This is a genomic window from Niallia sp. Kr1 (genome assembly GCF_050389805.1).
Classification (GTDB): Bacteria; Bacillota; Bacilli; order Bacillales; family Cytobacillaceae; genus Bacillus_BD.
In genome coordinates this window covers 4,005,599-4,032,565 of record NZ_CP130945.1, presented here as the reverse complement: position 1 = coordinate 4,032,565, position 26,967 = coordinate 4,005,599, and the positions used below count along the sequence as shown (strand labels likewise).

Below are 26,967 nucleotides of genomic sequence, written 5' to 3'. Positions count from 1 at the left end.
GGGAGGGTTACCTTATGGATAGTCAGAAACCATGGCTTCAATTTTACCCTGAAGAAATCCCATCACATTTACAATATATTGAAAAACCATTACATGAATACCTGATTAAATCCGCTACTGAGTTCCCTGATAAAATCGCGGTTCATTTTTTAGGAAAAGAATTCACTTTCCAATATATCTACAAGAAAGCAGAACTTCTTGCAGCTTATTTGCAAGGAATTGGACTCGAAAAAGGGGATCGCGTAGCAATCATGCTGCCAAACACGCCCCAAGCCGTTATTAGTTTCTATGGGGTGCTCATTGCCGGTGGAACTGTGGTTCAAACGAATCCCCTTTATACCGAGCGAGAGTTACAATACCAAATGAATGATTGCAGTGCCAAGTTCATCATCACATTAGATATTTTATTTCCTAGAGTGTCAAGAATTAAATCGAAAACAAGCCTTCAACACATTATTGTAACCGCTATCAAAGACTTTCTCCCCTTCCCCAAAAATCTTATCTATCCGTTTATCCAGAAAAAACAATATGGCATTGTTGTTAAAGTGAAGCATGAAGGGCATAATCACTTGCTTACCGAAATATTAAAAATGGAAAAAAGGCCATTATTAAATCATCCTATCGACTTTGAAGAAGATGTTGCCCTTATTCAATATACAGGTGGAACAACAGGTTGGCCCAAAGGAGCGATGCTAACCCATAAAAATCTCGTTGCAAATGGAACAATGTGTTCTTCCTGGTTGTATAAATGTAAAAAAGGAGAAGAAATTATATTAGGGGTCATTCCATTTTTTCACGTTTATGGCGTAACAACCCTTATGGTAATCTCGATTATGCAAGCCTATAAGATGGTCCTACTTCCAAAGTTTGATGCAGAAACCACTTTAAAAACCATTCATAAACAAAAGCCTACATTATTTCCTGGTGCCCCTACAATCTATATCGCACTCCTGAATCATCCTGATCTAAGAAAGTATGATATTTCTTCCATCGACTCCTGTCTTAGTGGCTCAGCCGCTCTCCCCGTTGAAATCCAACAAAAGTTTGAAGACATAACAGGTGGAAAACTAGTAGAAGGATATGGTTTAACCGAAGCATCCCCTGTCACCCATGCGAATTTTCTGTGGGGTCAAAGAGTGAAAGGAAGCATCGGAGTTCCGTGGCCAGATACCGATGCGGTCATATTATCCCTTGAAAACGGCGCCCCCCTTCCTCCTAGAGAAATTGGCGAAATTGCAGTAAAAGGTCCACAAATCATGAAAGGATACTGGAATAACCCGCAGGAAACCGAGCATATTTTTCGTGAAGAGTGGCTGTTAACCGGTGACTTGGGGTATATGGATGAAAAAGGTTACTTTTATGTTGTCGATCGGAAAAAAGATATGATTATAGCAGGTGGGTTTAATATTTATCCCCGTGAAGTGGAAGAAATCTTGTATGTACATCCTGCTATTCAAGAAGTGGTAGTTGCTGGAGTTCCAGATCCGTATCGAGGTGAAACCGTTAAGGCCTATATTGTTTTAAAAGAAGGATTCCAGGTAACCGAAGAGGAATTAGACCAATTCTCAAGGCGCCAGTTAGCCTCTTATAAAGTTCCAAGAATTTATGAATTTCGAAGTGAATTACCGAAAACCGTTATTGGAAAAATACTGCGAAGAGTCTTAATTGATGAAGAGAAAGCCAAAATAGAAAATGAAAATCATAAAGAGTAAAGTCTCTAATAAATGAATGTGTTAAGATTCAAGTTGATTTTGGACGCTTTTGATTGTAGTGGAAGGAAAAAAGACTCCGAGTTGTCTACAGAAAGCAAGGTGCTTAAAAAGGAAGTCCACAATCAAATTAGGACTATGTATAGAAAGAATAAATATAGACGATAAATGGGTATATTACATGTGAAGCTTTTTATTAGCACAATACAGGAATCAGTGTTATACTTTTTCTGAATTCTTAAGTAGCAAGGAGGAGTAAAGAATGGCCATTACACATGCAACAGACCAGACTTTTTCAAATGAAACTGGCTCTGGTTTAGTATTAGTAGACTTTTGGGCACCATGGTGTGGACCTTGTAAGATGATTGCACCTGTTCTAGAAGATCTAGACGCAGAAATCGGCGATAAAGTTAAAATTGTTAAAGTAGATGTTGACGAAAATCCAGAATCTGCTGGTAAATTCGGAATTATGAGCATCCCAACACTTCTAGTTCTTAAAGATGGAGAAGTGGTTGATAAAGTTGTTGGTTTCCAACCAAAAGAAGCGCTTGCTGAGCGTTTACAACAACAATTTTAATTAGAAACAACGGTTTCTAAAATATGGATCCCATAGCTAAAATTTGGCTATGGGATTTTCGTATGTATTTCTTGCTATATGGTCATTGAAGCCTCTAAAATAGATGGATAGGGAGGCTGGTATTTATGAACGATACAATCAAGAATAAACTAACTCTTTTACCTGATCAGCCTGGTTGTTATTTAATGAAGGATCGGCAAGGAACCATTATTTATGTAGGAAAAGCCAAAATTCTTAAGAACCGAGTGCGGTCTTATTTTACAGGATCCCATGATGGTAAAACCTTAAGACTCGTAAATGAAATCGAGGATTTTGAATACATTGTGACCTCGTCTGAGATTGAAGCTCTTATCTTAGAAATTAATTTAATTAAAAAACATGACCCCAAATATAATGTCATGTTAAAAGATGATAAAACGTACCCGTTTATCAAATTAACGGCGGAACGACATCCAAGATTGATTACAACTCGAAAGGTAAAAAAGGACAAGGGGAAATACTTCGGTCCTTACCCCAATGTTCATTCAGCCAACGAAACCAAAAAATTATTAGACCGAATTTATCCTTTACGAAAATGTTCAACCTTACCTGATCGAGTTTGCTTATATTATCATTTAGATCAATGTTTGGCACCCTGTGTCAATGAAGTTAAACAAGAAGAATATGATCGAATGGTTGATGAAATCACCCGTTTTTTAAATGGTGGCTATAAAGAAATTAAAGACGAATTACAAAAAAGAATGACCGCAGCAGCGGAGGAGCTTGATTTTGAACGGGCGAAGGAGTATCGTGATCGAATCGCTCATATCGAAGCCACCATGGAAAAACAAAAAATGACAGCAACTGATTTTACAGACCGAGATGTTTTTGGCTACGCGTATGACAAGGGATGGATGTGTGTACAAGTCTTTTTCATCAGACAGGGCAAGTTGATTGAACGGGATGTTTCGATGTTCCCGCTCTATAAAGAACCGGAAGAAGAAATGCTGACGTTTTTAGGTCAATTTTACACAAAAGAGAATCACTTTAAACCAAAGGAAATCCTTGTTCCTGACCCGATTTCTGTAGAGCTTGCAGAACAACTGTTACAAGTGAAAATATTAAATCCTAAGCGCGGACAAAAAAAGGAGCTTGTCAAATTAGCTGAAAAAAATGCGAGCATTGCGTTAAAAGAGAAGTTCTCCCTCATTGAACGGGATGAAGAGCGGACCATTAAAGCCGTTGAACGTCTTGGGGAAGAAATGGGCATTTATACCCCACACAGGATTGAAGCCTATGATAACTCCAATATTCAAGGAACAGATCCCGTATCAGCGATGATTGTCTTTATTGATGGAAAACCAGCGAAGAAAGAATATCGTAAGTATAAAATTAAAACTGTTAAAGGACCTGATGACTACGAATCCATGCGAGAAGTAGTGAGAAGAAGGTATACTCGAGTGTTAAAAGAAGAGTTACCACTCGCTGATTTAATCATTGTCGATGGTGGGAAGGGTCATATTGAGGCGGTCAGAGATGTATTGGAAAATGAATTAGGGCTAGATGTTCCGATCGCTGGACTTGCAAAAGATGAGAAGCATCGAACCTCTCAATTATTGTTTGGCGTTCCGCTAGATACCGTTCCTCTTGCACGGAATAGTCAAGAATTTTATTTACTGCAAAGAATTCAAGATGAGGTTCACCGCTTTGCCATCACGTTCCATCGTCAATTAAGAGGAAAGTCAGCCTTTCAATCGATTCTTGATGATGTCCCTGGAATTGGAGAAAAACGAAAGAAAATGCTTTTAAAGCATTTTGGTTCCGTTAAAAAGTTAAAAGAAGCGACCTTGGAAGAAATAATTGATGCGGGGCTGCCAAAACCAGTGGCTGAGGAATTAATCAATAAATTGCAGGAATAATATAAAGAAAAAGCTCTAGAGAATTTCTAGAGCTTTACGTTTTTTAACGGTTCTACGGGCAGTTAGACCTGAAAAAGACGAACACAGACTAAATACGCCTACCGTAACGACTCACTGTATTAAGCAAAATCCTTCATGTCCCATTTAACCGTGATTTGTACTTTACCTGAGCGTTTTCTAGGATGTTCGAAAGCCTCGGTAATCGCTTGTTTTTGATTTTCAACTTGCTGGGCTAAAAATCCTGCTTCTAACTGGAAAGTACTCTTGCCATTTTCTTTGATTCGCTTTGTAATCATTTCACTTGACAGCTCCAAGACCAGTTCGCTTTTTGATTCCTTAATAACCTGAAGGTCTCCCCAGCCAGCCTGTTTAAAAAATGGGATAATATCCGAAAGGGACTCTAATGGATATTTACGCGCTACGTTTTTTCCTGCCCAATATAATATTTTAGGAGTTTCCTCTCCTAAAATATCTGGAATCAATACCTCTCTTATTAACTCATATCCAAAGGCTGGAACCACAAACTTTTCTTCTAATACTTCTTCAACTTTAATTTCTTCTTTATCTTCAATTACTTCAATCGTTTGACTCATTGTACTCCCCACTTTCAATAAGTCTATTATATACAATTTTAAACGTGTTACGCACAAAAGTTATTGGAAAGCGGTGGAAAGGGATTTTTTACCTATTTTTAAATAATAATTTAATGATAGATATGATAGAATGCTAATAACAAATATATTTTTTATATTTTGAAAAAATTCACTTAATATTGATAATTAATTGATTCCGTTTTCTTGACGCTCCAAATAGATGAGGGTAAAATGAAATTGTCACATTATTGTAAGAAAAGAGAAAAGTTTTATTTTCTGAAAGTGAGCGGTTGTTCAACTATTATAGGGAGAATGAATTTTTTGCCGGTTTCACTTAAAAAACTAAGGGGGTTTAATGGTAATGGCAGCAAATCGTGAGTATTTTAATCGCAGATTGCATTCATTACTAGGTGTGATTCCAGTAGGGGTATACCTTGTTGTCCATCTAGTCGTGAACCATTTTGCAACACAAGGAGAGGAGGCCTACAATCGGGCAGTTGAATTTATGGGCAATCTTCCATTCCTCATCTTTTTGGAAATTTTTATTATTTATTTGCCAATCTTATATCATGCTATTTATGGTTTTTATATTGCGTTTACTGCGAAAAACAATGTAAGCAGATATGGTACTTTCAGAAATTGGATGTTTGTCATTCAACGCGTAACTGGTGTTATTACATTTATCTTTCTTGTATGGCATGTATGGGAAACAAGAGTTGCCGCCGCTTTTGGAGCAGAAGTGAACTTTGATATGATGGCGAACATTGTGGATAATCCTTTTATTCTTGGATTCTATATCGTTGGGATTGTATCTGCAGTATTCCACTTTGCTAATGGATTATGGTCTTTCTGTGTAAGCTGGGGAATTACAATTACGCCAAGATCGCAACAAATTTCTACTTATGTGACACTAGGTATTTTTGTAATTGTATCTATTATTGGAGTTCGCGCAATTTTAGCATTTGTTTAATGAATAGGTTAGAATAAAAATAGATTATATGACTAGTAGATGCACTATGGATTGAAGACTTAAGGAGTGAGTCACAAAATGGCAAAAGGAAAAGTAATAGTAGTTGGCGGAGGCCTTGCAGGGCTAGCTGCGACAATGAAAATGGCAGAATCGGGTACATCGGTTGATCTTTTTTCACTGGTACCGGTAAAACGTTCTCACTCTGTTTGCGCACAGGGTGGAATTAATGGAGCAGTAAATACAAAAGGTGAAGGTGACTCTCCATGGGAGCACTTTGATGATACGGTATACGGTGGAGACTTCTTAGCGAACCAGCCACCAGTTAAAGCAATGTGTGAAGCAGCACCAGGAATTATTCACTTATTTGACCGTATGGGTGTTATGTTTAATAGAACGCCTGAAGGTTTACTGGACTTCCGTCGTTTTGGTGGAACCCAACACCACAGAACGGCATTTGCAGGAGCAACAACAGGTCAGCAATTGCTTTATGCGTTAGATGAGCAGGTTAGAAGACATGAAGTAGACGGTCTCGTAACGAAATATGAGGGCTGGGAGCTTCTGGGTATTGTTAAAGATGATGATGGAGTATGCCGTGGAATTGTAGCACAAAACCTACAAACGATGGAAATTAAGTCATTTGCATCAGATGCGGTTATTATTGCTTCAGGAGGTCCTGGAATTATCTTTGGAAAGTCTACAAACTCTGTTATTAATACGGGTTCTGCTGCATCGATCGTTTATCAGCAAGGTGCCATTTACGCAAATGGAGAATTTATTCAAATTCACCCGACAGCTATTCCTGGAGATGATAAGCTACGCTTAATGAGTGAATCTGCACGTGGTGAAGGTGGAAGAGTCTGGACTTATAAAGATGGTAAGCCTTGGTATTTCTTAGAAGAAAAATATCCGGCATATGGAAACCTAGTTCCAAGGGATATTGCAACACGTGAAATTTTTGATGTTTGTGTAAACCAAAAGCTAGGGATTAATGGTGAAAACATGGTTTACCTTGATCTTTCTCACAAAGATCCACATGAATTAGACATTAAATTAGGTGGAATTATTGAGATTTATGAGAAGTTCATGGGGGATGATCCTCGCAAGCTTCCAATGAAAATATTCCCTGCGGTTCATTATTCAATGGGTGGATTATGGGTAGATTATGACCAAATGACAAATATTCCTGGACTATTTGCAGCGGGTGAATGTGATTATTCCATGCACGGAGCAAACCGTTTAGGAGCAAACTCCTTACTATCTGCTATTTACGGTGGTATGGTTGCAGGTCCAAGTGCAGTTCGTTACATTAACGGATTAGAAAAGAGTTCGGATGCAATCGCTTCTTCTGTATTTGATCGACAAGTTAAACAAGAAGAAGAGAAATGGAATAACATTATGTCATTGGATGGAACAGAAAATGCTTATGTTCTACATAAAGAACTTGGCGAATGGATGACAGACAATGTGACGGTTGTTCGTTACAACGATAAACTATTAAAAACAGATGAAAAGATTCAAGAATTACTAGAACGCTATCAAAATATTAATATCAATGATACGGCTAAATGGAGTAACCAAGGGGCAACATTTACTCGTCAACTTGAAAATATGCTTCAATTAGCACGTGTAATTACGATAGGCGCTTACAACCGTAATGAAAGCCGTGGAGCACATTACAAACCAGATTTTCCAGATCGTAATGATGAAGAGTTCTTAAAAACAACAATGGCTAAATTTACTGGCAGCAATTCCGCTCCAGAATTCCATTACGAAGATGTTGATGTTTCACTTATCAAGCCTCGTAAACGTGACTATACGAAGAGTAAAGCCAATTAATCGTTAGATTAGGGCCTGGCATTTGCGTTTAGACAAAAACAAAGTTAAAAGAGGGGAAATAGGGATGGCTGATCAAAAGACCGTAACATTTATTATAACCCGGCAAGATGATATGAACTCAGCGCCTTATCAAGAGGAGTTTGAGGTTCCATATCGTCCGAATCTTAATGTTATAGCAGCATTAATGGAAATTCGCCGTAATCCAGTAAATAAAAAAGGGGAAAAGACAACACCGGTTGTATGGGAAATGAACTGTCTTGAGGAAGTTTGTGGTGCATGCTCAATGGTTATCAACGGCAAACCACGTCAATCTTGTTCAGCGATTGTTGACCAACTGGAACAACCAATTCGCCTTGAACCAATGAAGACATTCCCAGTTGTCCGTGACTTACTGATCGATAGAAGTCGTATGTTTGATTCATTGAAGAAAGTTAAAGCGTGGATTCCAATTGATGGTTCATACGATTTAGGTCCTGGACCACGTATGCCTGAGAGAAAACGTCAATGGGCATATGAACTTTCAAAATGTATGACTTGTGGTGTTTGTTTAGAAGCCTGTCCAAATGTAAATAGTAAATCGGATTTCATTGGACCTGCTCCATTATCACAAGTTCGTTTATTTAACGCACATCCAACAGGTGAAATGAATAAAGAAGAACGCCTTGAAGCGATTATGGGGGATGGCGGACTTGCTAACTGTGGTAACTCACAAAACTGTGTTCAAGCATGTCCGAAAGGAATTCCATTAACGACTTCAATTGCTGCATTAAATCGCGATGCAACTATACAATCATTCAAGAATTTCTTTGGTAGTGATCATTAAAACGCACATCAAAAAACCTGCACATCGTCGTGCAGGTTTTCTTGTTCGCTTTACACTTTGGATTCTATTTGGTTTTTACAAATAATCGCTTGAATGACAAAATAGTCTACTTCTCCATTCAACGCTTCCCAAATTGGTTTGAGTCGATCACTATTAATCACTAAAATGGTCTCCAAAACTCTTTTTTCAGTATTCTCATCAAAGAGCTCCTGCCACTTAATCTCGTGACCTTCTTCAGCGCTTCGAATAATATGTTTTTGAACGGTTATTTTCGATAGCTTTCGATCTTTCGCAATGTCATCGATCGGTTTCCCTTGAGAATACATTTCGTATGAAATCAGGTGGCTTGGATGTTCATTTTTTTCCTCGGTTTCTTGCTTACTAGGAATCTGGTTGTCAGAAACACGAATATCATGTCTCGATACAAACTCTCTGATTTTCTCGATAAAGGTCTGTCCATATTTTGTAAACTTTGCTTGACCTATTCCTTTTATCCTAAGCATAGAGTCTTCATCAATCGGAAAATAACGACTCATTTCTTTCAAGGTTGTATCCGAAAAAATGATAAAAGGTGGCACACCTTCATTTGCAGCAATTTCTTTTCGAAGCACCCGGAGCTCTTCAAATAAGTCTTGATTTTCCGCGTCTGATTTTGATTCGAAAACCGGTGTGATTGATTTTTTCATCAGAACGGTCTCTTCCCCTTTTAAAACTGGGACTGCCTTAGGTGTTACTTTAACAACAGGATATTTTCCATCTGTTAATAGCAAATAATCTTCCGTTAGTAAGTAATTAATGGTATCAACAATGTCTTTTTCTTTTTGTGATTTCAATAATCCATAGGTTGTTAATTCATGAAAACCTAGCTCCTTGATTCTCTTTTGGCTAGATCCTTTTAAAACTTGCGCAATTAAGGTAACACCAAAGCGTTCTCCCATACGTTTGTAGCAAGAGAAGATCATTTGGGCTTCACGAGTAATGTCTACTTTCTCTCGTTGATCTTGACAACTACTGCACTTTTCACATTTCATTTCATGGCTGTTTGAGTCAAAATAGCGAATAATATAAGATTGCAGACATTCCTCCGTATGACAGTACATGACCATTTGGTTTAACTTATGATACTCCTGTTCTCGCTTCTCGTAATCTAGATGACTTTCTTCGATCAAAAACTTTTGTAACACAATATCTTGTTTCGAAAACAGTAAATAACATTCGCTTTCTTCTCCATCCCGACCAGCACGACCCGCTTCTTGATAATAGGCTTCAATATTTCTTGGCAAATTATAGTGAATCACAAATCGGACATTGGACTTATCAATTCCCATTCCGAAGGCATTGGTAGCAATCATAATTTCTTTTTCATCATAAACAAATTCATCCTGTGCTTGTTTACGCTCCATTTCTCGGAGACCGGCATGATATTTCGCCACTGAAAAGCCTTGGAGTGATAAGAAGTTATAAAGCCCATCTGTTTCTTTTCGGCTTGACGTATAAATGATTCCTGATTGTTTCGGATGTTGTTGTAGATAGTTCAAAATGAAATCTCGCTTATTTACCCCTTTAATCACATGAAAGGATAGATTTTCACGGGCAAACCCTGTTTTGAATGAATCATCCGCATCAATATCCAATAATGAGCGAATATCTCCAGCCACATTTGCTGTTGCTGTGGCTGTTAGAGCGACAATGACAGGTTGCTGATGTAATTTCTGTAAAGAAGTAACGATTGAGCGGTAGCTTGGTCTAAAGTCATGACCCCATTGTGAAATACAATGTGCTTCATCAAATGCGATTAACGGAATATCAATCGAATTTAAGACATCGACAAAATAATCGGATTCAAATCGTTCGGGTGCTACATACACTAGTTTGTAGGCACCTTGACGAATCAACGATATTCGCTCATTGAATTCTGTTTGTGTGATCGAGCTATTAATAAAAGTAGCTGGAATGTCAGATGCAGAGAGTGCATCCACTTGGTCTTTCATGAGTGATATTAGAGGTGAAATGACGATCGTAGTTCCGGGGAATAGAAGAGCTGGTATTTGAAAGCAAAGCGATTTCCCACCACCTGTTGGCAAAATTCCAAGGGTATTTTTTCTGTTAAGAATGTTTCCGATGATTTCCTCCTGTCCTTTTCTAAAATCGGTAAAGCCATAATACTGTTGTAAGACTTTTTTTGCCTCGTTCAACAAATGAATCACACCTCTCTAGAATTAGTTCTAGTTTATCATTGATGGTGCATCTTGATAAGGTCCATATTTAAATGAATCTCTTTTTGGGCCAGGTAACCATTTTTAATCCAAACCTCTCCAATATAGTCACTATAACGGCTTACCTTACATAAGATATCGTGACTAAATATATACCCATCCCGCAGTTTATCGGCAGAAGGCAAGGAGGGTTACAATACTTGAAGGAGAATGAATATACTCACAAGCCACTACTCACCAAACGTGAAAGAGAAGTTTTTGAACTGTTAGTACAAGATAAGACAACAAAAGAAATCGCGGGTGAACTTTTTATCAGCGAGAAAACAGTTCGAAACCATATTTCTAATGCCATGCAGAAGTTAGGCGTTAAGGGACGCTCTCAAGCAGTGATTGAGCTCCTTCGTATGGGAGAGCTTAAGCTGTAAAATTAACCGGTATCCTATTTTGGGATACCGGTTAAAAACTTTTTAAGACTCCTATAATAATAAATGTCAAATTGTAATACAATTGTATCTTGAATTTTATATAAAAAAGATAGAAAATAGAAATTGCATTTTGTACCAAGTAGCTATAGGAGAAGAAAAACGTTGAAAAGACCAATTGGAGTTATTGATTCGGGTGTTGGTGGGCTAACGGTAGCAAAGGAAATCATGCGTCAACTACCCAATGAGCAAATTATATATATGGGTGACACGGCTCGGTGTCCGTATGGTCCAAGACCGGCAGAAGAAGTTAGAACGTTTACATGGCAGATGACTAAGTTTTTACTAGAAAAAGACATTAAGATGCTTGTGATTGCTTGTAATACAGCTACTGCTGTTGTCCTTGACGAAATCAGGCAGGAGCTTTCAATCCCTGTTCTCGGTGTAATTCATCCAGGAGCAAGGGCCGCGATTAAAGCAACAAGAAATAACCGGATTGGGGTTATTGGCACAATTGGAACGGTAAAAAGCGCGGCGTATGAAAAGGCGTTAAAGCAAATTAATCATCGGACAAAAGTGACGTCCCTTGCTTGTCCTAAATTTGTTCCTCTGGTAGAAAGCGGTGAGTATCGGGGGTCTCTTGCGAAAAAAATTGTTGCAGAAACGCTTAATCCTATTAGAAATAAAGGATTAGATACATTAATTTTAGGATGCACCCACTATCCTTTATTGGAACAATTAATTCAAAATGTGATGGGAAATCGAGTGAAAGTAATTAGTTCTGGTGATGAAACCGCAAGAGAAGTCAGTACCATTCTATTTCATAGCGGGTTATTAAATATCGATGAGAGCGATCCAGAACATGTCTTTTATACAACGGGATCCAAAAAAATGTTCGCTAAAATTGCATCAGATTGGCTCGATAAACCGCTCAAAAATGTAATATCAATTAAATTAGGACAAGAAGAACCTCAAAGTGATTCATGAGGTTTTTTTGTTAGTCTGTGTTAATGATTTTGGAGCACTGTTAATGGGAGTAGAAGGAACAAAGACTTCTGCTGGAAAAAAAGACAGACTAAGGCACGAAGGATCAAGGTGTTTCAGACATAACCGAACTGAAAACGAAATGGCTAAAACGGAAATTAACAATCAAGAGTTTCTTAAGCTCAAGGCACTCTCGCTTTTCAATACTTGTATTAATTTTTTTCTCAAAGACGGTCTAATTTTCAAAAAAGCTCGTATATATGTAGTACAAACTGTCTTTGGGGGGAATTGTAATGCCTAAGTCTAAATATAAGATGACGTTAGCATCAGGTGTTGTAGGAACAGCTTTATTTTTGTCAGGATGCGGGCTTTTAGGTGGAGAAGAAAAAGCAGTTGAAATTGACCCACCTCAAGAGGTCACATATACAGACGAAGAAATTGAAGTTACTGAACAAGCTGCTGAACAAGAAGTGTCAGAAGATAAAGCTGTCGAAGAAACCATTAAAACAGAACTTTATCTCATTGATAAAAACGGTTATGTCGTTCCACAAACATTGGATTTGCCAAAAACGGATTCAGTGGCAACTCAAGCGCTGCAGTACCTTGTCAAAAATGGACCTGTGACAGAAATGCTGCCTAATGGATTCCAAGCGGTTATTCCGGCAGATACAAAGGTGAGTGTAAACGTAAAGGATAAAGTGGCGACGGTTGATTTCTCAAATGAATTTAAAGAGTATCAAGCAGAAGAGGAAATGAAAATTCTTCAGTCTATTACATGGACATTAACTCAATTTGATGGGATCGAAAAAGTAAAATTACAATTGAATGGGCATCCAATCGAAGAAATGCCGGTAAATGGAACACCGATTGGATATGAATTATCAAGAAACGATGGTATTAACCTAGAGACATCCAGTGTAGCGGATGTGATGAATACAAAACCTTTAACAGTTTACTTCGTTGGTGGCGATAAGGACAACTACTATTATGTTCCGGTCACAAAGCGTGTAAGCAATGAAGTAGAAGACAATATTACAGCAGCAGTGAATGAACTTGTAGACGGACCTGGAATGTTTTCAAATCTATTAAACGAATTTAGACCAGAAGTGAAGCTACTAGATAAAGCAAAAGTAGAAGACGGTCTTGTAACCCTTAACTTCAATGAATCGATTTATAATAGCTTTGAAGAAAAAATGATTTCAGAACATGTCCTAAATACACTTGTTCTCTCTCTAACTGAACAACCTGGTATTGAAAGTGTAGCGGTAACGGTAAACGGTAAAGCTGAACTTTTAGATGAGGACGGTAAAAAACTAACTGAGCCTGTTAGTCGACCAGAAAAAGTAAATACAGGTAGTTTTTAAAAGAATATTTTTGTTATACTAAATAAAGAATGTAATGAAAGAGTGGGCTGTGATGCCGACTCTTGTTCTTTTTAGACCCACAGGATGTGGGTCACCCAGGCGAAGGCATACGGACGTGGCGCTTTTAGCCAGTGTTCATTGATATCTATCTTTACAAAGGGGTTTCAACATGGAAAATATAATCATTGCAACGAAAAATGCCGGCAAGGCGAAAGACTTTGAACAAATATTCCAGCCATATGGAGTAAAGGTTAAGACTTTATTAGATTTTCCAAAAATTGAGGATGTGGAAGAAACAGGTGAAACCTTTGAGGAAAATGCCATTTTAAAAGCGGAAGCGATTAGTAAAAAGTTTAATGAGATGGTCATCGCAGACGATTCAGGTGTGATGATTGATGCACTTGATGGTCGACCTGGAGTATATTCTGCTCGATATGCTGGCGAGGAAAAGAATGATGAGGCTAATAATGAAAAGGTATTAAAAGAATTGGCAAATGTCCCAGAAAAGGACCGAGGAGCCCAGTTTTATTGTGCAATCGCTGTAGCACAACCAGGAAAGCCAACCATTACCGTCAATGGAATTTGTGAGGGGTCGATTCTCTTTGAAGGAAAGGGCACAAACGGCTTTGGCTATGATCCCATCTTTTTTGTTACCTCAATGGGAAAATCAATGGCTGAGTTAACGCCAGAAGAAAAGAATACAATTAGTCATCGGGCGTCAGCTATGAAAAAACTTGAGGATCAATTAACTGAGTTTTTTCATAGATCATAATAGAGTTGAGCTCTCTAGAAAGGATATCAAAAGTGAAGGTACTTTTTGTTAGTGATAGTCATGGATTAACAAGTGAACTTGAAAAAATCGTGGAAAAGCATCAAAATGATGTAGATTTATTTATTCACTGTGGGGATTCTGAATTACCCCCAGATCACCCTGCATTGAAAAAATATGTAGTCGTTGCAGGAAATTGTGATTTTGATGAGCGTTACACTGAAGATCTTGTAAAAAAAGCAGGGGATAAGATGATTTTTATTACGCATGGTCACAAGTATTCCGTGAAGTCCAACCTTATGAAAATCTCCTATAAAGCAAGAGAAGTGGGAGCTGATATTGTTTGTTTTGGTCATTCCCACTATTTAGGTGCGGAAATGGATCGGGGAATTTTATTGATTAACCCTGGAAGTATTCGGCTGCCACGCGGAAGAATGGAAAGAACGTATGTGATTTTAGAGATAATGGAAAAGTCCTATGATCTACATGTTTATGATGTGGATAAGGGAGAACTAAAAGAGCTAGCACAAACCTTTCTCTACTGATTCGCGGTAGAGAAAGGGAAATAATCTATTCTAGAAAAAAATTTAAAAAATGGTTGACATTCTATCTTAAAGTTAATATAATAAAAAATGTCCTTGAAAAAATATTGTCCCAGTAGCTCAGCTGGATAGAGCATACGCCTTCTAAGCGTACGGTCGGGAGTTCGAATCTCTCCTGGGACGCCATCTATATACCAATGAAATACATAACTACTACCGATAATAAATAAAACTCATCTTTCTAGAAGATGAGTTATTTTTTTGCGTTTTAGACATTCTGGTGAAATCTTTTTGATCATTGATTCTTTTAACCGTTTGAAACCCATATTTTAAAAAAAATTTAAACGGTCAAACATTGATTAGACCAAGTTGTAACCGAATACAAGATTGTGTGATTTCTGTTAATTTTAAATAATTCTTCGGATTGCTCTTGACTCAATTGCAAATTCAGCGTAAGATAATTTCAACAAACAAGTTAATCATTCTTTCAGAAAGAATAATTGCTTGATTAAGTTTACATTTAAACTTATTTGATTGAAAATTTAAATCATTATTATTCTTTTTGGACATATACTAATGATTAAGAAAAAGTGATGATGAGGACAAGTAATTTTTTACGTTAGATTGCCAAGAGAGCCGGGGGAGCTGGGAGCCGGTGAATCGCGTATTAAATGAACTCACCTCTGAATGTTTATCTGAAAAACAATAGTTGTTTATTAGGATAAGCCGGGTGTACGCCACCCGTTACTAAAAGCGAACAACAATTTGTTGTTCTTGAGTGTACGCTTTATTGCGTAAACGAGGGTGGTACCGTGGAATGGTTCTCAAAGCCTTTTCATCCCTTTGCCATATATTGGCAGATTAGGGATGAAGGGGCTTTTTATATTTTATTATTGGCTAGCTTCAGCGCCTAACCCGCTCGTCTTTTGAAATTTGGGGATGAGCAAGGCGCTTGCGCATTTCAAAATAAGAGGAGGTATAATCCATATGTTGCAGAAAACTGCCTCTACCGACAGTCAGAGTCAACAAAAAGTGGTAAGTGGGGCTGAATTATTTGTTAAATCGTTAGAACGTGAGAATGTTGAAGTTATTTTTGGATATCCGGGTGGAGCTGTTTTACCTATATATGATGCGATCTATGATACTAAGATCCGTCATGTTTTACCGCGACATGAACAAGGTGGAATTCATGCTGCAGAGGGTTATGCGAGAGTTACTGGTAAACCAGGAGTTGTGATTGTTACATCTGGACCAGGAGCAACCAATGTAGTAACTGGTATTGCAGATGCAATGATGGATTCACTGCCAATGGTTATCTTTACGGGGCAGGTAGGAACTAGCTTAATCGGATCAGATGCTTTCCAAGAGGCAGATGTTTTAGGGATCACAACACCAATTACAAAACATAATTACCAAATTCGCAACATTGAGGATATTCCTCGAATCATTAAAGAGGCATTCTATATTGCTTCCACTGGTCGCCCAGGTCCTGTATTAATCGATATTCCAAAAGATATCGCAACAGGTAAGATTGAATATAACGATGTTGATGAAGAAGTGAATTTACCTGGTTATCAGCCTACTCTTCAACCCAATTATTTACAAATACGCAAATTAACAGAGGCTGTAAGCTCTGCGAAAAAACCAGTAATCTTAGCTGGTGCAGGTGTCCTACACTCGAAAGCGACAGAAGAATTAAAAAAATATGTAGAACAGCAAAAAATCCCTGTTGTCCATACTTTACTTGGATTAGGTGGATTCCCAGCTGATAATGAGCTATTCATTGGTTTAGGTGGAATGCACGGATGCTACGCTGCTAACATGGCAATGTATGAAGCGGATCTTCTAATTAATATTGGTGCACGTTTTGATGATCGGTTAACAGGGAATTTAGAGCATTTTGCTCCTAATGCAACAGTAGCCCATATTGATATCGACCCAGCTGAAATCGGGAAAAATGTATCAACTGACATTCCAGTTGTAGCGGATGCGAAAGAAGCGTTAAAACAATTATTTGACCAAGATGGTAAACCACCAGTGCATCAAGAATGGATGAATAAAATAAATAATTGGAAGAAAGAGTATCCTTACTTTTATAAGGAGGATTCTGAATATCTGAAGCCACAAAAAGTCTTTGAGTTGATTTACGAAAAAACAAACGGCGAAGCGATTGTGGTAACCGATGTTGGACAGCACCAAATGTGGGCTGCGCAATTCTATCGTTTTAATAAAGCTGATAAGTGGGTAACATCCGGAGGACTTGGAACAATGGGCTTTGGACTTCCAGCTAGTATCGGTGCTCAAATTGCTTCACCTGATGAAACAGTTGTGATGATTTCAGGAGATGGCGGTTTCCAAATGTGTTTACAAGAGCTTCAAATCATCAGTGAACACAAACTGCCAATCAAAATGGTGATTATCAACAACCAATCACTTGGAATGGTTCGCCAATGGCAAGAACTTTTCTATGAAGAACGTTATTCTCACAGTTTAATTCCAGGTCAGCCAAACTTCATTAAATTAGCGGAAGCGTATGGAATTAAAGGTTACACGATTACGACAAGCGAAGAAGCAGATAAAATTTTAAATGAAGTATTACACAATAATGAACCAGTCCTATTGGATTTTAGAGTAGAACCTAAAGAATGTGTCTATCCAATGATTGCAGCAGGAAAAGGACTACATGAAATGGTAGGTGTCAAACCAAATGATTAAACGAATCATTAGTTTAACTGTTCTTAATCAACCTGGAGTACTAAACCGTATCACTAATTTATTTTCAAAAAGAAATTACAATATTGACAGTATATCCGTTGGTCCTACTGAACAAGAAGGGGTTTCAAGAATCACCTGTGTTGTTGAAGTAGAGAATGAAAGCATCATTGAACAAATTACAAAGCAATTAAACAAACAAATTGATGTTTTAAAAGTTATTGATATTACAGATCAATCGATTGTTTCACGTGAATTGGCATTGATAAAGGTTCAAACATTACCAAACACAAGACATGAAATCTATTCGCTTATTGAACCATTCCGTGCATCAATCATCGATGTAAGTAAAGATAGCATTGTGATTCAAATTACTGGTGAAACAGAAAAAATCGAGGCCTTTATTGAACTTGTCAAACCATTTGGCATCAAGGAAATGGCTAGAACAGGTACAACTGCATTTCCAAGGGGTATGCAATTACAAGGGAAAAAGAAACTTAACATTGTTTAATCAATTGTTTCTTATTAACTATTTGGAAAAGATAAGTAGGTATTAATAAGAAATAATATTAATAATAAAAAAATAATAAAACTATAAATGATGATCAGAGAGGGAGTTTTTTAAAATGGCAAAAATGTACTATAACGGAGATGCAAATGCAGAATTCTTAAATGGAAAAACAGTAGCAGTGATTGGATATGGCTCACAAGGTCATGCTCACTCTTTAAATATGAAAGAAAGCGGAGTAAATGTTATTATCGGTCTTCGTAAAGGTCGTTCTTGGGATCGTGCAGTAGAAGCTGGTTTTGAAGTATTTTCAGTTGGTGAAGCAACGAAAAAAGCTGATGTAGTGATGATCCTTTTACCAGACGAACAACAAGCTAAAGTTTATAAAGAAGAAATTGAACCAAACCTAAACGGTCAAGCATTAATGTTCGCTCATGGTTTCAACATCCACTTTAGCCAAATCGTACCACCTGCAAATAGTGATGTTCTATTAGTAGCACCTAAGGGTCCAGGACACTTAGTAAGAAGAACTTACACTGAAGGTGCTGGTGTACCAGCAATTTTCGCTATTTACCAAGATAATTCAGGAAACGCAAAAGAATTAGCTTTAGCATACGCACAAGCAATCGGTTCATTACGTGCTGGAGCAATTGAAACGACATTCCAAGAGGAAACTGAAACAGATCTATTCGGTGAGCAAGCAGTTCTTTGTGGAGGTTTAACATCTCTAATTAAAGCTGGTTTTGAAACTCTAGTAGAAGCTGGATATCAACCAGAAGTTGCTTACTTCGAATGTTTACACGAAATGAAATTAATCGTTGACTTGATTTACGAAGGAGGAATGGAAAACATGCGTTATTCTATTTCTGATACAGCAGAATGGGGAGACTTCGTAAGCGGTCCACGTGTAGTTGATGCAAAAGTGAAGGAAACAATGAAAGAAGTTCTTAAAGATATTCAAACAGGTGAGTTTGCAAAAGGCTGGATCCTAGAGAACCAAGCAAATCGTCCAAAGTATACAGCAATTAAAAATCGTGAAAACCAACACCAAATTGAAGTAGTTGGTCGTGAACTAAGAAAAATGATGCCATTCGTAAACGACGCTAAACAGAAAGAAGTGGTGGGTAGTGCAAAAAATTAAGATCTATGATACGACACTTCGAGATGGGGAACAAACTCCAGGCGTCAATCTTAATTTTTCTGAAAAACTAGAAATTGCTAAACAACTTGAACGTTTAAATGTAGACATCATTGAGGCGGGCTTCCCAGCCGCCTCAAAAGGTGATGCTGACTCTGTCCGTAAAATTGCTCAAACGATCAAAAACAGTACAGTAACAGGTCTTGCTCGTTGTACACAAAAAGACATGGATATTGCATGGGAATCATTAAAGGAAGGGGTTAATCCAAGACTTCATATTTTCTTGGCTACTTCTCCGATTCACCGTGAATACAAGTTAAAAATGACAAAAGAACAGGTTATCGAAAATTCTGTGGCTGCCGTTAAATATGCAGCAGCAAAGTTTCCTGTTATTCAATGGTCTGCAGAAGATGCAAGTCGAACAGAATTAGACTTTTTAGCTCAAATTGTTGAAGAGGTTATTCAAGCAGGAGCTCATGTGATTAACATCCCAGATACAGTAGGATATGGAACTCCATACGATTATGGTCAAATTTTTAAATACTTAAAAGAAAATGTTCCATCTATTGATAAAGTAGATCTTTCCACACACTGTCATGATGACTTAGGGATGGCAGTTGCAAACTCTTTAGCAGCTATTGAAAATGGGGCCACTCAAGTAGAAGGTACCATCAATGGTATTGGAGAAAGAGCGGGTAATACAGCATTAGAAGAAGTGGCACTAGCGCTACGTATTCGAAATGATTATTACAAAGCAGAAACACGTTTAAACCTACAAGAAATTAGCAGAACTAGTACCGTTGTAAGCAAATTAACGGGCATGGTTGTCCCGGCAAACAAAGCAGTTGTTGGTGCGAACGCCTTCGCTCATGAATCTGGCATCCATCAGGATGGAGTCTTAAAAGAAAAGTCAACGTACGAAATTATTTCTCCTGAATTAGTTGGAGCTTCTTCGAACAACCTAGTTCTTGGAAAACATTCAGGACGACATGCTTTTAAAAATCGTTTAGAAGAAATTGGATTTGTTGTTGAAGATGAAGAAGTAAATGAATTATTCTCTGCTTTTAAAGATCTTGCTGACCGCAAGAAAGAAATGACAGACGATGATTTAGTTGCACTTGTGTTAGAAAACAAAATTTCTAAAGATGACCAGTACTATCAATTAGTGAATGTAGCGGTTCAAAGCAATGAGAGTGAGCATTCTGCAACGATTACCTTAACTAGTAATGGTGAAGAAATTACGAAAACTGGAACGGGTAAAGGGAGCGTTGAAGCCGTTTATAATACATTAGAACAAATGGTAGATGAATCTGTAACATTATTAGATTATCGGATTCAATCTGTTGGCGGGGGACGTGATGCTCTTGCGCAAGTATTTGTAAAACTCCGCTGTTCCAACTTGGAAACAAGTGGGCGTGGTCTTGCTCAAGATGTCATTGAAGCATCTGCAAAAGCGTACTTAAATGCCATTAATCGAGTGATTTATTTAAAAGAAAATGCTCAATCAGAGTTAGTAAACTAATAAAATATAACGGGCTGACTCAGATGGAAAAGTGACTAGATGACCTTAATGGGTGCTATCCTTCTTCTAAAGAGTCAGCCCTGTTTAAAATAATGAATAGTTTTCTGAATTTATAAAAAGTATTAAAAGATATTGGAAAAACGACGGAGGGATTACTATGGAGAAACGAATCGCAGTATTGCCAGGAGATGGAATTGGCAAAGAAGTTATTCAAGGTGCGATTGAAATATTACAAGCGGTAGGGGAGCGATACAACCATCAGTTCTCATTTACATATGGAGAAATCGGAGGATCTGCCGTTGATTCAACTGGAGTACCGTTGCCAGACGAAACCATTCGCCTATGCAAGGAAAGCGATGCCGTTCTTCTAGGAGCAGTAGGTGGACCAAAATGGGAAACATTACCTGTTCATCTTCGTCCGGAACAAGGATTACTAAAAATCCGTAAAGAATTAAATCTTTTTGCGAACTTACGTCCAACGACTTATTATCAAAGTCTTGCCGACTCTTCACCGCTTCGAAAAGAAATTATCGAAGGTGTTGATATGCTAATGGTAAGGGAATTAACGGGTGGAATTTATTTCGGTAAACCAAGTGAAAGAAGAAACGTTGAAGGCAAAGAAGTGGTTGTAGATACCCTATCTTATGAAAGATATGAAATTGAACGAGTGATCAGACAAGCATTTGAATTAGCGAAAACAAGAAGAAAAAAGGTCACTTCTGTTGATAAAGCCAATGTACTAGAATCCAGCCGTGTGTGGAGAGAAATCGCCATCGAAATCAGCAAAGATTATCCAGATGTAACACTTGAGCATATGCTTGTTGACAATGGAGCGATGCAGCTTGTTCGAAACCCTAAGCAATTTGATGTTGTAGTAACGGAAAATATGTTTGGTGATATTTTAAGTGATGAGGCATCTGTATTAACAGGATCTCTAGGAATGTTACCATCCGCAAGTATCTCAGAAAATGGACCATATCTATTTGAACCAATCCATGGCTCTGCACCAGATATTGCGGGGAAAAATATTGCTAACCCACTAGCGACTATTCTATCTGCAGCCATGATGTTGCGCGTTTCATTCAACTTACATGAAGAAGCAGATGCGATTGAAAATGCTGTGAATGCGGTACTAGATGCGGGATATCGCACAGGTGACTTAATGTCAGAAGGCATGACTAGAGTGTCAACAACGGAAATGACTGAGAAAGTAAAAGCTGCTCTCGCATAATTGGAAATGAAAATACATTGTGATGATGTGTATATGAATCTATTATAAATATGAAAAATCTAAAGCAATAGGCTTTATTATAAATATAAAATTTTAACTTTGAAGAATGGATTAGCGTTTCACACTATGCCCTGCGCAATATGTTGATACGCTTCTCGCTTTTCAAAATAGGGGGGATTACGATGGGGAAGTCTATTATTGATAAAATTTGGGACAAGCATATCGTTCATCAAGAAGAAGGGAAACCGGATTTACTTTATGTTGATTTGCATTTAGTTCATGAGGTTACTTCACCGCAAGCTTTTTCAGGATTAAGAATGAAAAATCGTAAGGTAAGAAGACCGGATAAAACCTTCGCTACAATGGATCACAACGTTCCAACTAAAAATCGTCATGTGATTAACGATGAAGTTGCAAAAACTCAAATGACAACATTAGAGAAAAACTGTCAGGAATTTGGTGTTCCATTAGCGGGAATTGACAGCCCTGATCAAGGAATTGTCCATGTTATTGGACCGGAGCTAGGGTTAACGCAACCAGGTAAGACGATAGTCTGTGGAGATAGCCATACATCTACACACGGTGCATTCGGTGCCCTAGCATTTGGGATCGGTACTAGTGAAGTAGAACACGTACTTGCTACACAAACAATTTGGCAATCAAAACCAAGAACGTTAAAGTTAGATATTAAAGGTTCTTTGCAAGAGGGTGTTACTTCAAAAGACGTGATTCTTTACGTCATTGCAAAACACGGCATCGGTTTTGGAACAGGGCATGTCATTGAGTATTGTGGAGAAGCGATTCGCAAACTTTCAATGGAAGAACGTATGACCATTTGTAATATGTCAATAGAAGGTGGAGCGAGAGCTGGATTAGTTTCACCAGATGAAACGACTTTTGCATACTTAAAAGGAAGAAAATATGCACCGAAAAACTTTGATGAAGCGGTAGCTACATGGAAGGAACTTGCTTCAGATGAAGATGCCGTTTATGACAAGGTGATTGAAATTGATGCATCTGATATTGAACCAATGGTAAGTTGGGGAACCAATCCTTCCATGACTTCAAAAGTAAGTGCAAGCATTCCAACACTTGAGGATTGTAAGGATGAAAACGAACGAAAAGCATTAGAGAGTGCACTTCATTACATGGGGTTAAAAGAAGGTCAAAAAATTGAAGACATTCACATTCAACATGTCTTTATTGGTTCTTGTACAAACTCACGTATTGAAGACTTACGTGCAGCAGCTGGGGTGGCAAAAGGCAAAAAGGTACATCCATCTGTTCGCGCATTAGTTGTACCTGGTTCACAACAAGTGAAAAAACAGGCTGAGCAAGAAGGGTTAGATCAAATTTTTGTTGAAGCTGGCTTTGAATGGCGCGATGCAGGCTGTAGTATGTGTTTAAGTATGAATAATGATGTCGTACCGGCTGGTGAACATTGTGCGTCAACCTCAAACCGTAACTTCGAGGGCAGACAAGGAGCAGGAGCGAGAACTCACTTAGTGAGTCCAGCAATGGCAGCTAATGCAGCAATCCATGGGAAATTTGTAGATATCCGAAAAACTTCAGTAGTAGGGTAAGGGGGAAGCATTTATGAGCGGAATTAAAATACACACAGGTAAAGCAGTCGCTTTAGACCGAGTAAATGTAGATACAGACCAAATCATTCCAAAAAACTTTTTAAAGAGAATCGAAAAAACAGGCTTTGGACGTTTCTTATTTAATGATTGGCGATATCTTGAAGACGGAACACCTAACCCAGAGTTTGAATTAAATCGACCTGAAAACCAAGGAGCTTCTATTTTAGTAGCAAATGATAACTTTGGATGCGGATCATCTCGTGAACACGCTCCATGGGCATTACAAGATTACGGTTTTAACGTCGTTATTGCCCCATCTTTCGCAGATATTTTTTATCAAAACTGTTTAAAAAATGGTATGGTGCCAATTAAACTAGAGCAAGAAAAAGTCAACTACCTATTAAATCAAGCAAAAAATCAACCATACGAATTAACTGTAAATGTTGAAGAAGCAACTGTTTCTGATGATAAAGGCTTTAAAGAAATCTTCCCACTATCTGATTACTGGAAAAAGATGCTAGTCAATGGATGGGATGAAATTGAAATCACTCTTCAACTTGATGAACAAATTTCTAAATACGAAGAAGAACATCCTGTTTTAAAATAAAAAAACTCAGGGACAGGTAATTTATCTCTGGGGATTGACCAAGCACTATCTTCAAGACAGATTTCTCTGCTTAAGATAGTGCTTGTTTATTTATTGATCGTTCTGGGACAAGGACCTTCTTTCCCACTTTCATTGTTTTTTTCAATGTGCTACACTTACAAAAGAAAAATGAGTACGAAGGTATAAAAGGGTGTTTTTGTTATGAATAAGGGTCAGACCGTGAACAAAACAAAGGTCATTAAGTTCCCTGGACTTGAAAATAAGTTATTGGAAAAGGGTCTAGAGCATTTACAAGCAAAGAACTATCAAGAAGCTGTCCGTTTGCTTGAACAATGCGTTAACCTGGATCCAACCAATCAGGAGGCTTATATCGGATTATTACTAGCCTATTTCGACTGTGGATTGGTCGAAGAGGCAGTCGCACTTGCTCATCATATGCTACAAGAGGATATAGGAGATGAATTAGAAACGTTAAACATTTATCTCATGTTACTTGTGCAAAGAAACGAGCACGAAAGAGTTGTTGCTGAAATCAATCAGCTTATGAAGGAAAGTCGAATTCCTTTTCATAAGCTAGAGCATTTTGAAAGATTATTGCATTTAAGCGAAAAAATGTTAGAAAACCAGATTGATTCAGAACCAATGGAATTGGACGAAGAGTCATTCAGTCCGCTAAACCTATTCCAATATCAAGATCCACAGGAGCAAATTATGATTGCGGCACAATTAAACAATCGTCCAATCGAACCCTATGAAAAGGAATTGAAAGAATATCTTCAATCTCAGACAGGGGATTCTTTTTTCAAAACTTTGCTTCTTAATGTTTTAAAAGAACAACAATATGACCATCCTGTACTCATTGAGAAATTTGGGAAGAAAATGACGATGAGCCCAGCTCAAATAATCGATCTTCAAGAGAATGAACAATTATCTTCCCTATTAAACGTGATTCGAGAAAGAGTAGCAGACGAAGATCCAATCCTTTTTGAAAATACAAAAGCCTTAATCGAGAGGCATTTCTTCCTCATGTTCCCGTTCCCATTAGAGGATCTAGATATTCAGGCTTGGGGTGCAGCTTATCATTATACTGGTAACGAGTATTATGGTATTCATCAATCGGTAGATGAAATGATAGACCAATATGGAACGAGTTATGAGGATGTAGAGAAAGCTCTATTATTTATAAAAGAATTCGAGGAACTTCTTTAAAACTAGACTGTTGAAACACGCCAAACATGTGCTATAATATAGTGGTTGCTTTTGTGTGAAAATATTTTATCTAAATAGATTATGACTAGATTTTTACATATGTATGTGATTTTACTAGTGATAGCAAATTGAATAGATTGTTGGAGGGAAAATCAAGTATGTCGGCGAAATTTGAAAAATTAGAAGGGAACCAAGGGGTTCTAACAGTAGAAGTAGAAGTAGAGAAAGTAAACGAAAGCCTTGACGCTGCATTCAAAAAAGTTGTCAAGCAAATCAATGTACCAGGATTCCGTAAAGGAAAAATGCCTCGTCCATTATTCGAAAAGCGTTTTGGCGTTGAATCATTATACCAAGATGCAATTGATTTAATGCTTCCAGAAGCATATTCATCAGCAATTGAAGAAACAGGAATTGAGCCTGTTGATCAACCTGAAATTGATGTAGAGCAAATTGAAAAAGGTAAATCATTTATTTTTACAGCTAAAGTAACGGTTAAGCCTGAAGTTAAATTAGGCGAATACAAAGGACTTGAAGTTGAAAAGTTCGATACAACTGTAACGGATGAAGATGTTGATGCTGAAATCAAATCTCTTCAAGAAAGACAAGCTGAACTTGTTGTGAAAGAAGAAGGAAAAGCAGAAATTGGCGATACTGTTGTAATGGATTTCGAAGGTTTTGTTGATGGTGAAGCATTCGAAGGCGGAAAAGCAGATAACTATTCTTTAGAATTAGGTTCTAATTCATTTATCCCAGGTTTCGAAGATCAATTAGTGGGTGTAGCTACTGGTGAATCTAAAGATGTTGAAGTATCCTTCCCAGAAGAATATCATGCTGCTGAATTAGCAGGAAAACCAGCTGTATTTAAAGTAACTGTTCATGAAATCAAAGGAAAAGAACTTCCTGAACTTGATGATGAATTTGCAAAAGATGTGGATGATGAAGTTGAAACATTAGATGCATTGAAAGAAAAAATCAAAAATCGTTTAGAGCATGACAAAAAGCATCAAGAAGAACACCACATGCAAGATTCTGTAGTTGAAAAAGCAACTGCAAATGCTGAAATCGATCTTCCAGAAGTGATGGTTAATAATGAAGTAAATCGTATGCTTCAAGAATTTGAACAACGTCTTCAAATGCAAGGAATGAACCTTGAGTTATACTTCCAATTCTCTGGTCAAAGCGAAGAAGATTTACGCGGCCAAATGAAGGAAGAAGCAGAACAACGCGTACGCGGTAGCTTAACTCTAGAAGCAATTGCTAAAGCAGAAAACATCGAAGCAACTGAAGAAGAAGTAAATGAAGAATTAGAAAAAATGTCTCAAATGTACAATATGACAGTTGAAAATATTCGTGCAGCTTTAGGAAACCTTGATGCTGTTAAAGGTGATGTTCAAGCTAGAAAAACAGTTCAATTCCTTGTTGATAACAGCAAAACAGTAGAAAAGCAAGATTAATTTTTTGTATTTTGACTTTATAAAGGGTATAATAAGTAAAATAAAAACAAGGTGCGATTTTATCGTGCCTTGTTTTATATAACCGGAAAAGCACATATAATAAGGGTAATCACTTATCACATTTTACTTTCAATGGATAGAACAGAGAGACTTACAATTACATAAGGGCAATAACTGGATTTAAATGATGTAAATATCATGGAACTATACATACATAATAAAGGAATGAAATCAAACACATTCTTTTTACAAACCGTACAAAATGCAAGCAATATTATTTCCTGTATATTCATAAAATGT

General features: G+C 37.6%; 22 protein-coding genes, 1 tRNA gene and 1 other annotated feature. Of the genes, 21 read left to right on the top strand and 2 right to left on the bottom strand.

The window, feature by feature from the left end; translation table 11 throughout:
- The first annotated feature begins 14 nt into the window (after positions 1-14).
- The 3 genes from Q5760_RS19785 (at position 15) to uvrC (ending at position 4,184) form a co-directional block, all read left to right on the top strand.
- A complete protein-coding gene (locus tag Q5760_RS19785; protein ID WP_428909323.1) occupies positions 15-1,712 on the top strand; it encodes an AMP-binding protein in 1,698 nt (565 codons plus the stop codon).
- A 259-nt stretch (positions 1,713-1,971) separates the two neighbouring features.
- A complete protein-coding gene (trxA, locus tag Q5760_RS19780; RefSeq protein ID WP_428909322.1) occupies positions 1,972-2,286 on the top strand; it encodes a thioredoxin in 315 nt (104 codons plus the stop codon).
- Positions 2,287-2,411: 125 nt separating this feature from the next.
- Positions 2,412-4,184: an excinuclease ABC subunit UvrC gene (gene uvrC / locus Q5760_RS19775; protein ID WP_428909321.1), complete on the top strand. Its 1,773-nt coding sequence runs from the start codon at positions 2,412-2,414 to the stop codon at positions 4,182-4,184.
- A gap of 119 nt (positions 4,185-4,303) precedes the next feature.
- Here uvrC and Q5760_RS19770 read toward each other — a convergent pair whose 3' ends face one another.
- Complete coding sequence (locus tag Q5760_RS19770) at positions 4,304-4,777, bottom strand: YslB family protein (RefSeq protein WP_428909320.1); 474 nt, start codon at positions 4,775-4,777, stop codon at positions 4,304-4,306.
- 361 nt (positions 4,778-5,138) lie between these two features.
- On the opposite strand from Q5760_RS19770, the gene Q5760_RS19765 reads away from it, so the two are divergent.
- The 3 genes from Q5760_RS19765 (at position 5,139) to sdhB (ending at position 8,406) form a co-directional block, all read left to right on the top strand.
- A complete protein-coding gene (locus Q5760_RS19765; protein WP_428909319.1) occupies positions 5,139-5,747 on the top strand; it encodes a succinate dehydrogenase cytochrome b558 subunit in 609 nt (202 codons plus the stop codon).
- A 78-nt stretch (positions 5,748-5,825) separates the two neighbouring features.
- Positions 5,826-7,583 carry a succinate dehydrogenase flavoprotein subunit gene (gene sdhA / locus Q5760_RS19760; protein ID WP_428909318.1) on the top strand — a complete coding sequence of 586 codons (1,758 nt, stop codon included), beginning with the start codon at positions 5,826-5,828 and terminating at the stop codon, positions 7,581-7,583.
- Between the two features lie 64 nt (positions 7,584-7,647).
- Complete coding sequence (sdhB, locus tag Q5760_RS19755; protein ID WP_428909317.1) at positions 7,648-8,406, top strand: succinate dehydrogenase iron-sulfur subunit; 759 nt, start codon at positions 7,648-7,650, stop codon at positions 8,404-8,406.
- Between the two features lie 50 nt (positions 8,407-8,456).
- Here sdhB and recQ read toward each other — a convergent pair whose 3' ends face one another.
- Positions 8,457-10,601: a DNA helicase RecQ gene (gene recQ, locus Q5760_RS19750; protein WP_428909316.1), complete on the bottom strand. Its 2,145-nt coding sequence runs from the start codon at positions 10,599-10,601 to the stop codon at positions 8,457-8,459.
- A 221-nt stretch (positions 10,602-10,822) separates the two neighbouring features.
- Here recQ and Q5760_RS19745 point away from each other — a divergent pair, with 221 nt between their 5' ends.
- The 15 genes from Q5760_RS19745 to tig all read left to right on the top strand — a co-directional run bounded on the left by Q5760_RS19745 (position 10,823) and on the right by tig (position 26,667).
- Positions 10,823-11,047, top strand: a complete 225-nt coding sequence (locus tag Q5760_RS19745) for a helix-turn-helix domain-containing protein (RefSeq protein ID WP_071395962.1) — start codon at positions 10,823-10,825, stop codon at positions 11,045-11,047.
- A gap of 162 nt (positions 11,048-11,209) precedes the next feature.
- The gene (gene racE / locus Q5760_RS19740; protein WP_428909315.1) at positions 11,210-12,031 is read left to right on the top strand and encodes a glutamate racemase; all 822 of its coding nucleotides are present in this window, start codon (positions 11,210-11,212) and stop codon (positions 12,029-12,031) included.
- A 290-nt stretch (positions 12,032-12,321) separates the two neighbouring features.
- On the top strand, positions 12,322-13,392 hold the full coding sequence (locus Q5760_RS19735) for a GerMN domain-containing protein (RefSeq protein WP_428909314.1): 1,071 nt from the start codon (positions 12,322-12,324) through the stop codon (positions 13,390-13,392).
- A 169-nt stretch (positions 13,393-13,561) separates the two neighbouring features.
- Positions 13,562-14,164, top strand: a complete 603-nt coding sequence (locus Q5760_RS19730) for an XTP/dITP diphosphatase (RefSeq protein ID WP_428909313.1) — start codon at positions 13,562-13,564, stop codon at positions 14,162-14,164.
- A gap of 32 nt (positions 14,165-14,196) precedes the next feature.
- Positions 14,197-14,706, top strand: coding sequence for a metallophosphoesterase (locus tag Q5760_RS19725; protein WP_428909312.1), 510 nt, complete (start codon positions 14,197-14,199; stop codon positions 14,704-14,706).
- A 106-nt stretch (positions 14,707-14,812) separates the two neighbouring features.
- Positions 14,813-14,889, top strand: a tRNA-Arg gene (locus Q5760_RS19720).
- Positions 14,890-15,287: 398 nt separating this feature from the next.
- Positions 15,288-15,549: a binding site (T-box leader), on the top strand.
- Between the two features lie 141 nt (positions 15,550-15,690).
- Entirely contained in the window at positions 15,691-17,418 is a 1,728-nt protein-coding gene (gene ilvB / locus Q5760_RS19715; RefSeq protein ID WP_428909311.1) for an acetolactate synthase large subunit, read from the top strand.
- Complete coding sequence (gene ilvN, locus Q5760_RS19710; protein WP_428912641.1) at positions 17,414-17,926, top strand: acetolactate synthase small subunit; 513 nt, start codon at positions 17,414-17,416, stop codon at positions 17,924-17,926. The genes ilvB and ilvN overlap by 5 nt, the downstream gene beginning before the upstream one ends.
- Before the next feature lie 115 nt (positions 17,927-18,041).
- Positions 18,042-19,064: a ketol-acid reductoisomerase gene (gene ilvC / locus Q5760_RS19705; protein WP_428909310.1), complete on the top strand. Its 1,023-nt coding sequence runs from the start codon at positions 18,042-18,044 to the stop codon at positions 19,062-19,064.
- Entirely contained in the window at positions 19,051-20,583 is a 1,533-nt protein-coding gene (locus Q5760_RS19700) for a 2-isopropylmalate synthase (protein WP_428909309.1), read from the top strand. The genes ilvC and Q5760_RS19700 overlap by 14 nt, the downstream gene beginning before the upstream one ends.
- Positions 20,584-20,740: 157 nt before the next feature.
- A complete protein-coding gene (leuB, locus tag Q5760_RS19695; RefSeq protein ID WP_428909308.1) occupies positions 20,741-21,814 on the top strand; it encodes a 3-isopropylmalate dehydrogenase in 1,074 nt (357 codons plus the stop codon).
- A gap of 182 nt (positions 21,815-21,996) precedes the next feature.
- Positions 21,997-23,397 carry a 3-isopropylmalate dehydratase large subunit gene (leuC, locus tag Q5760_RS19690; protein WP_428909307.1) on the top strand — a complete coding sequence of 467 codons (1,401 nt, stop codon included), beginning with the start codon at positions 21,997-21,999 and terminating at the stop codon, positions 23,395-23,397.
- A 13-nt stretch (positions 23,398-23,410) separates the two neighbouring features.
- The gene (gene leuD / locus Q5760_RS19685) at positions 23,411-24,004 is read left to right on the top strand and encodes a 3-isopropylmalate dehydratase small subunit (protein WP_428909306.1); all 594 of its coding nucleotides are present in this window, start codon (positions 23,411-23,413) and stop codon (positions 24,002-24,004) included.
- 201 nt (positions 24,005-24,205) lie between these two features.
- On the top strand, positions 24,206-25,213 hold the full coding sequence (locus Q5760_RS19680; RefSeq protein WP_428909305.1) for a tetratricopeptide repeat protein: 1,008 nt from the start codon (positions 24,206-24,208) through the stop codon (positions 25,211-25,213).
- A 158-nt stretch (positions 25,214-25,371) separates the two neighbouring features.
- A complete protein-coding gene (tig, locus tag Q5760_RS19675; protein WP_428909304.1) occupies positions 25,372-26,667 on the top strand; it encodes a trigger factor in 1,296 nt (431 codons plus the stop codon).
- The last annotated feature ends 300 nt before the right edge of the window (positions 26,668-26,967 follow it).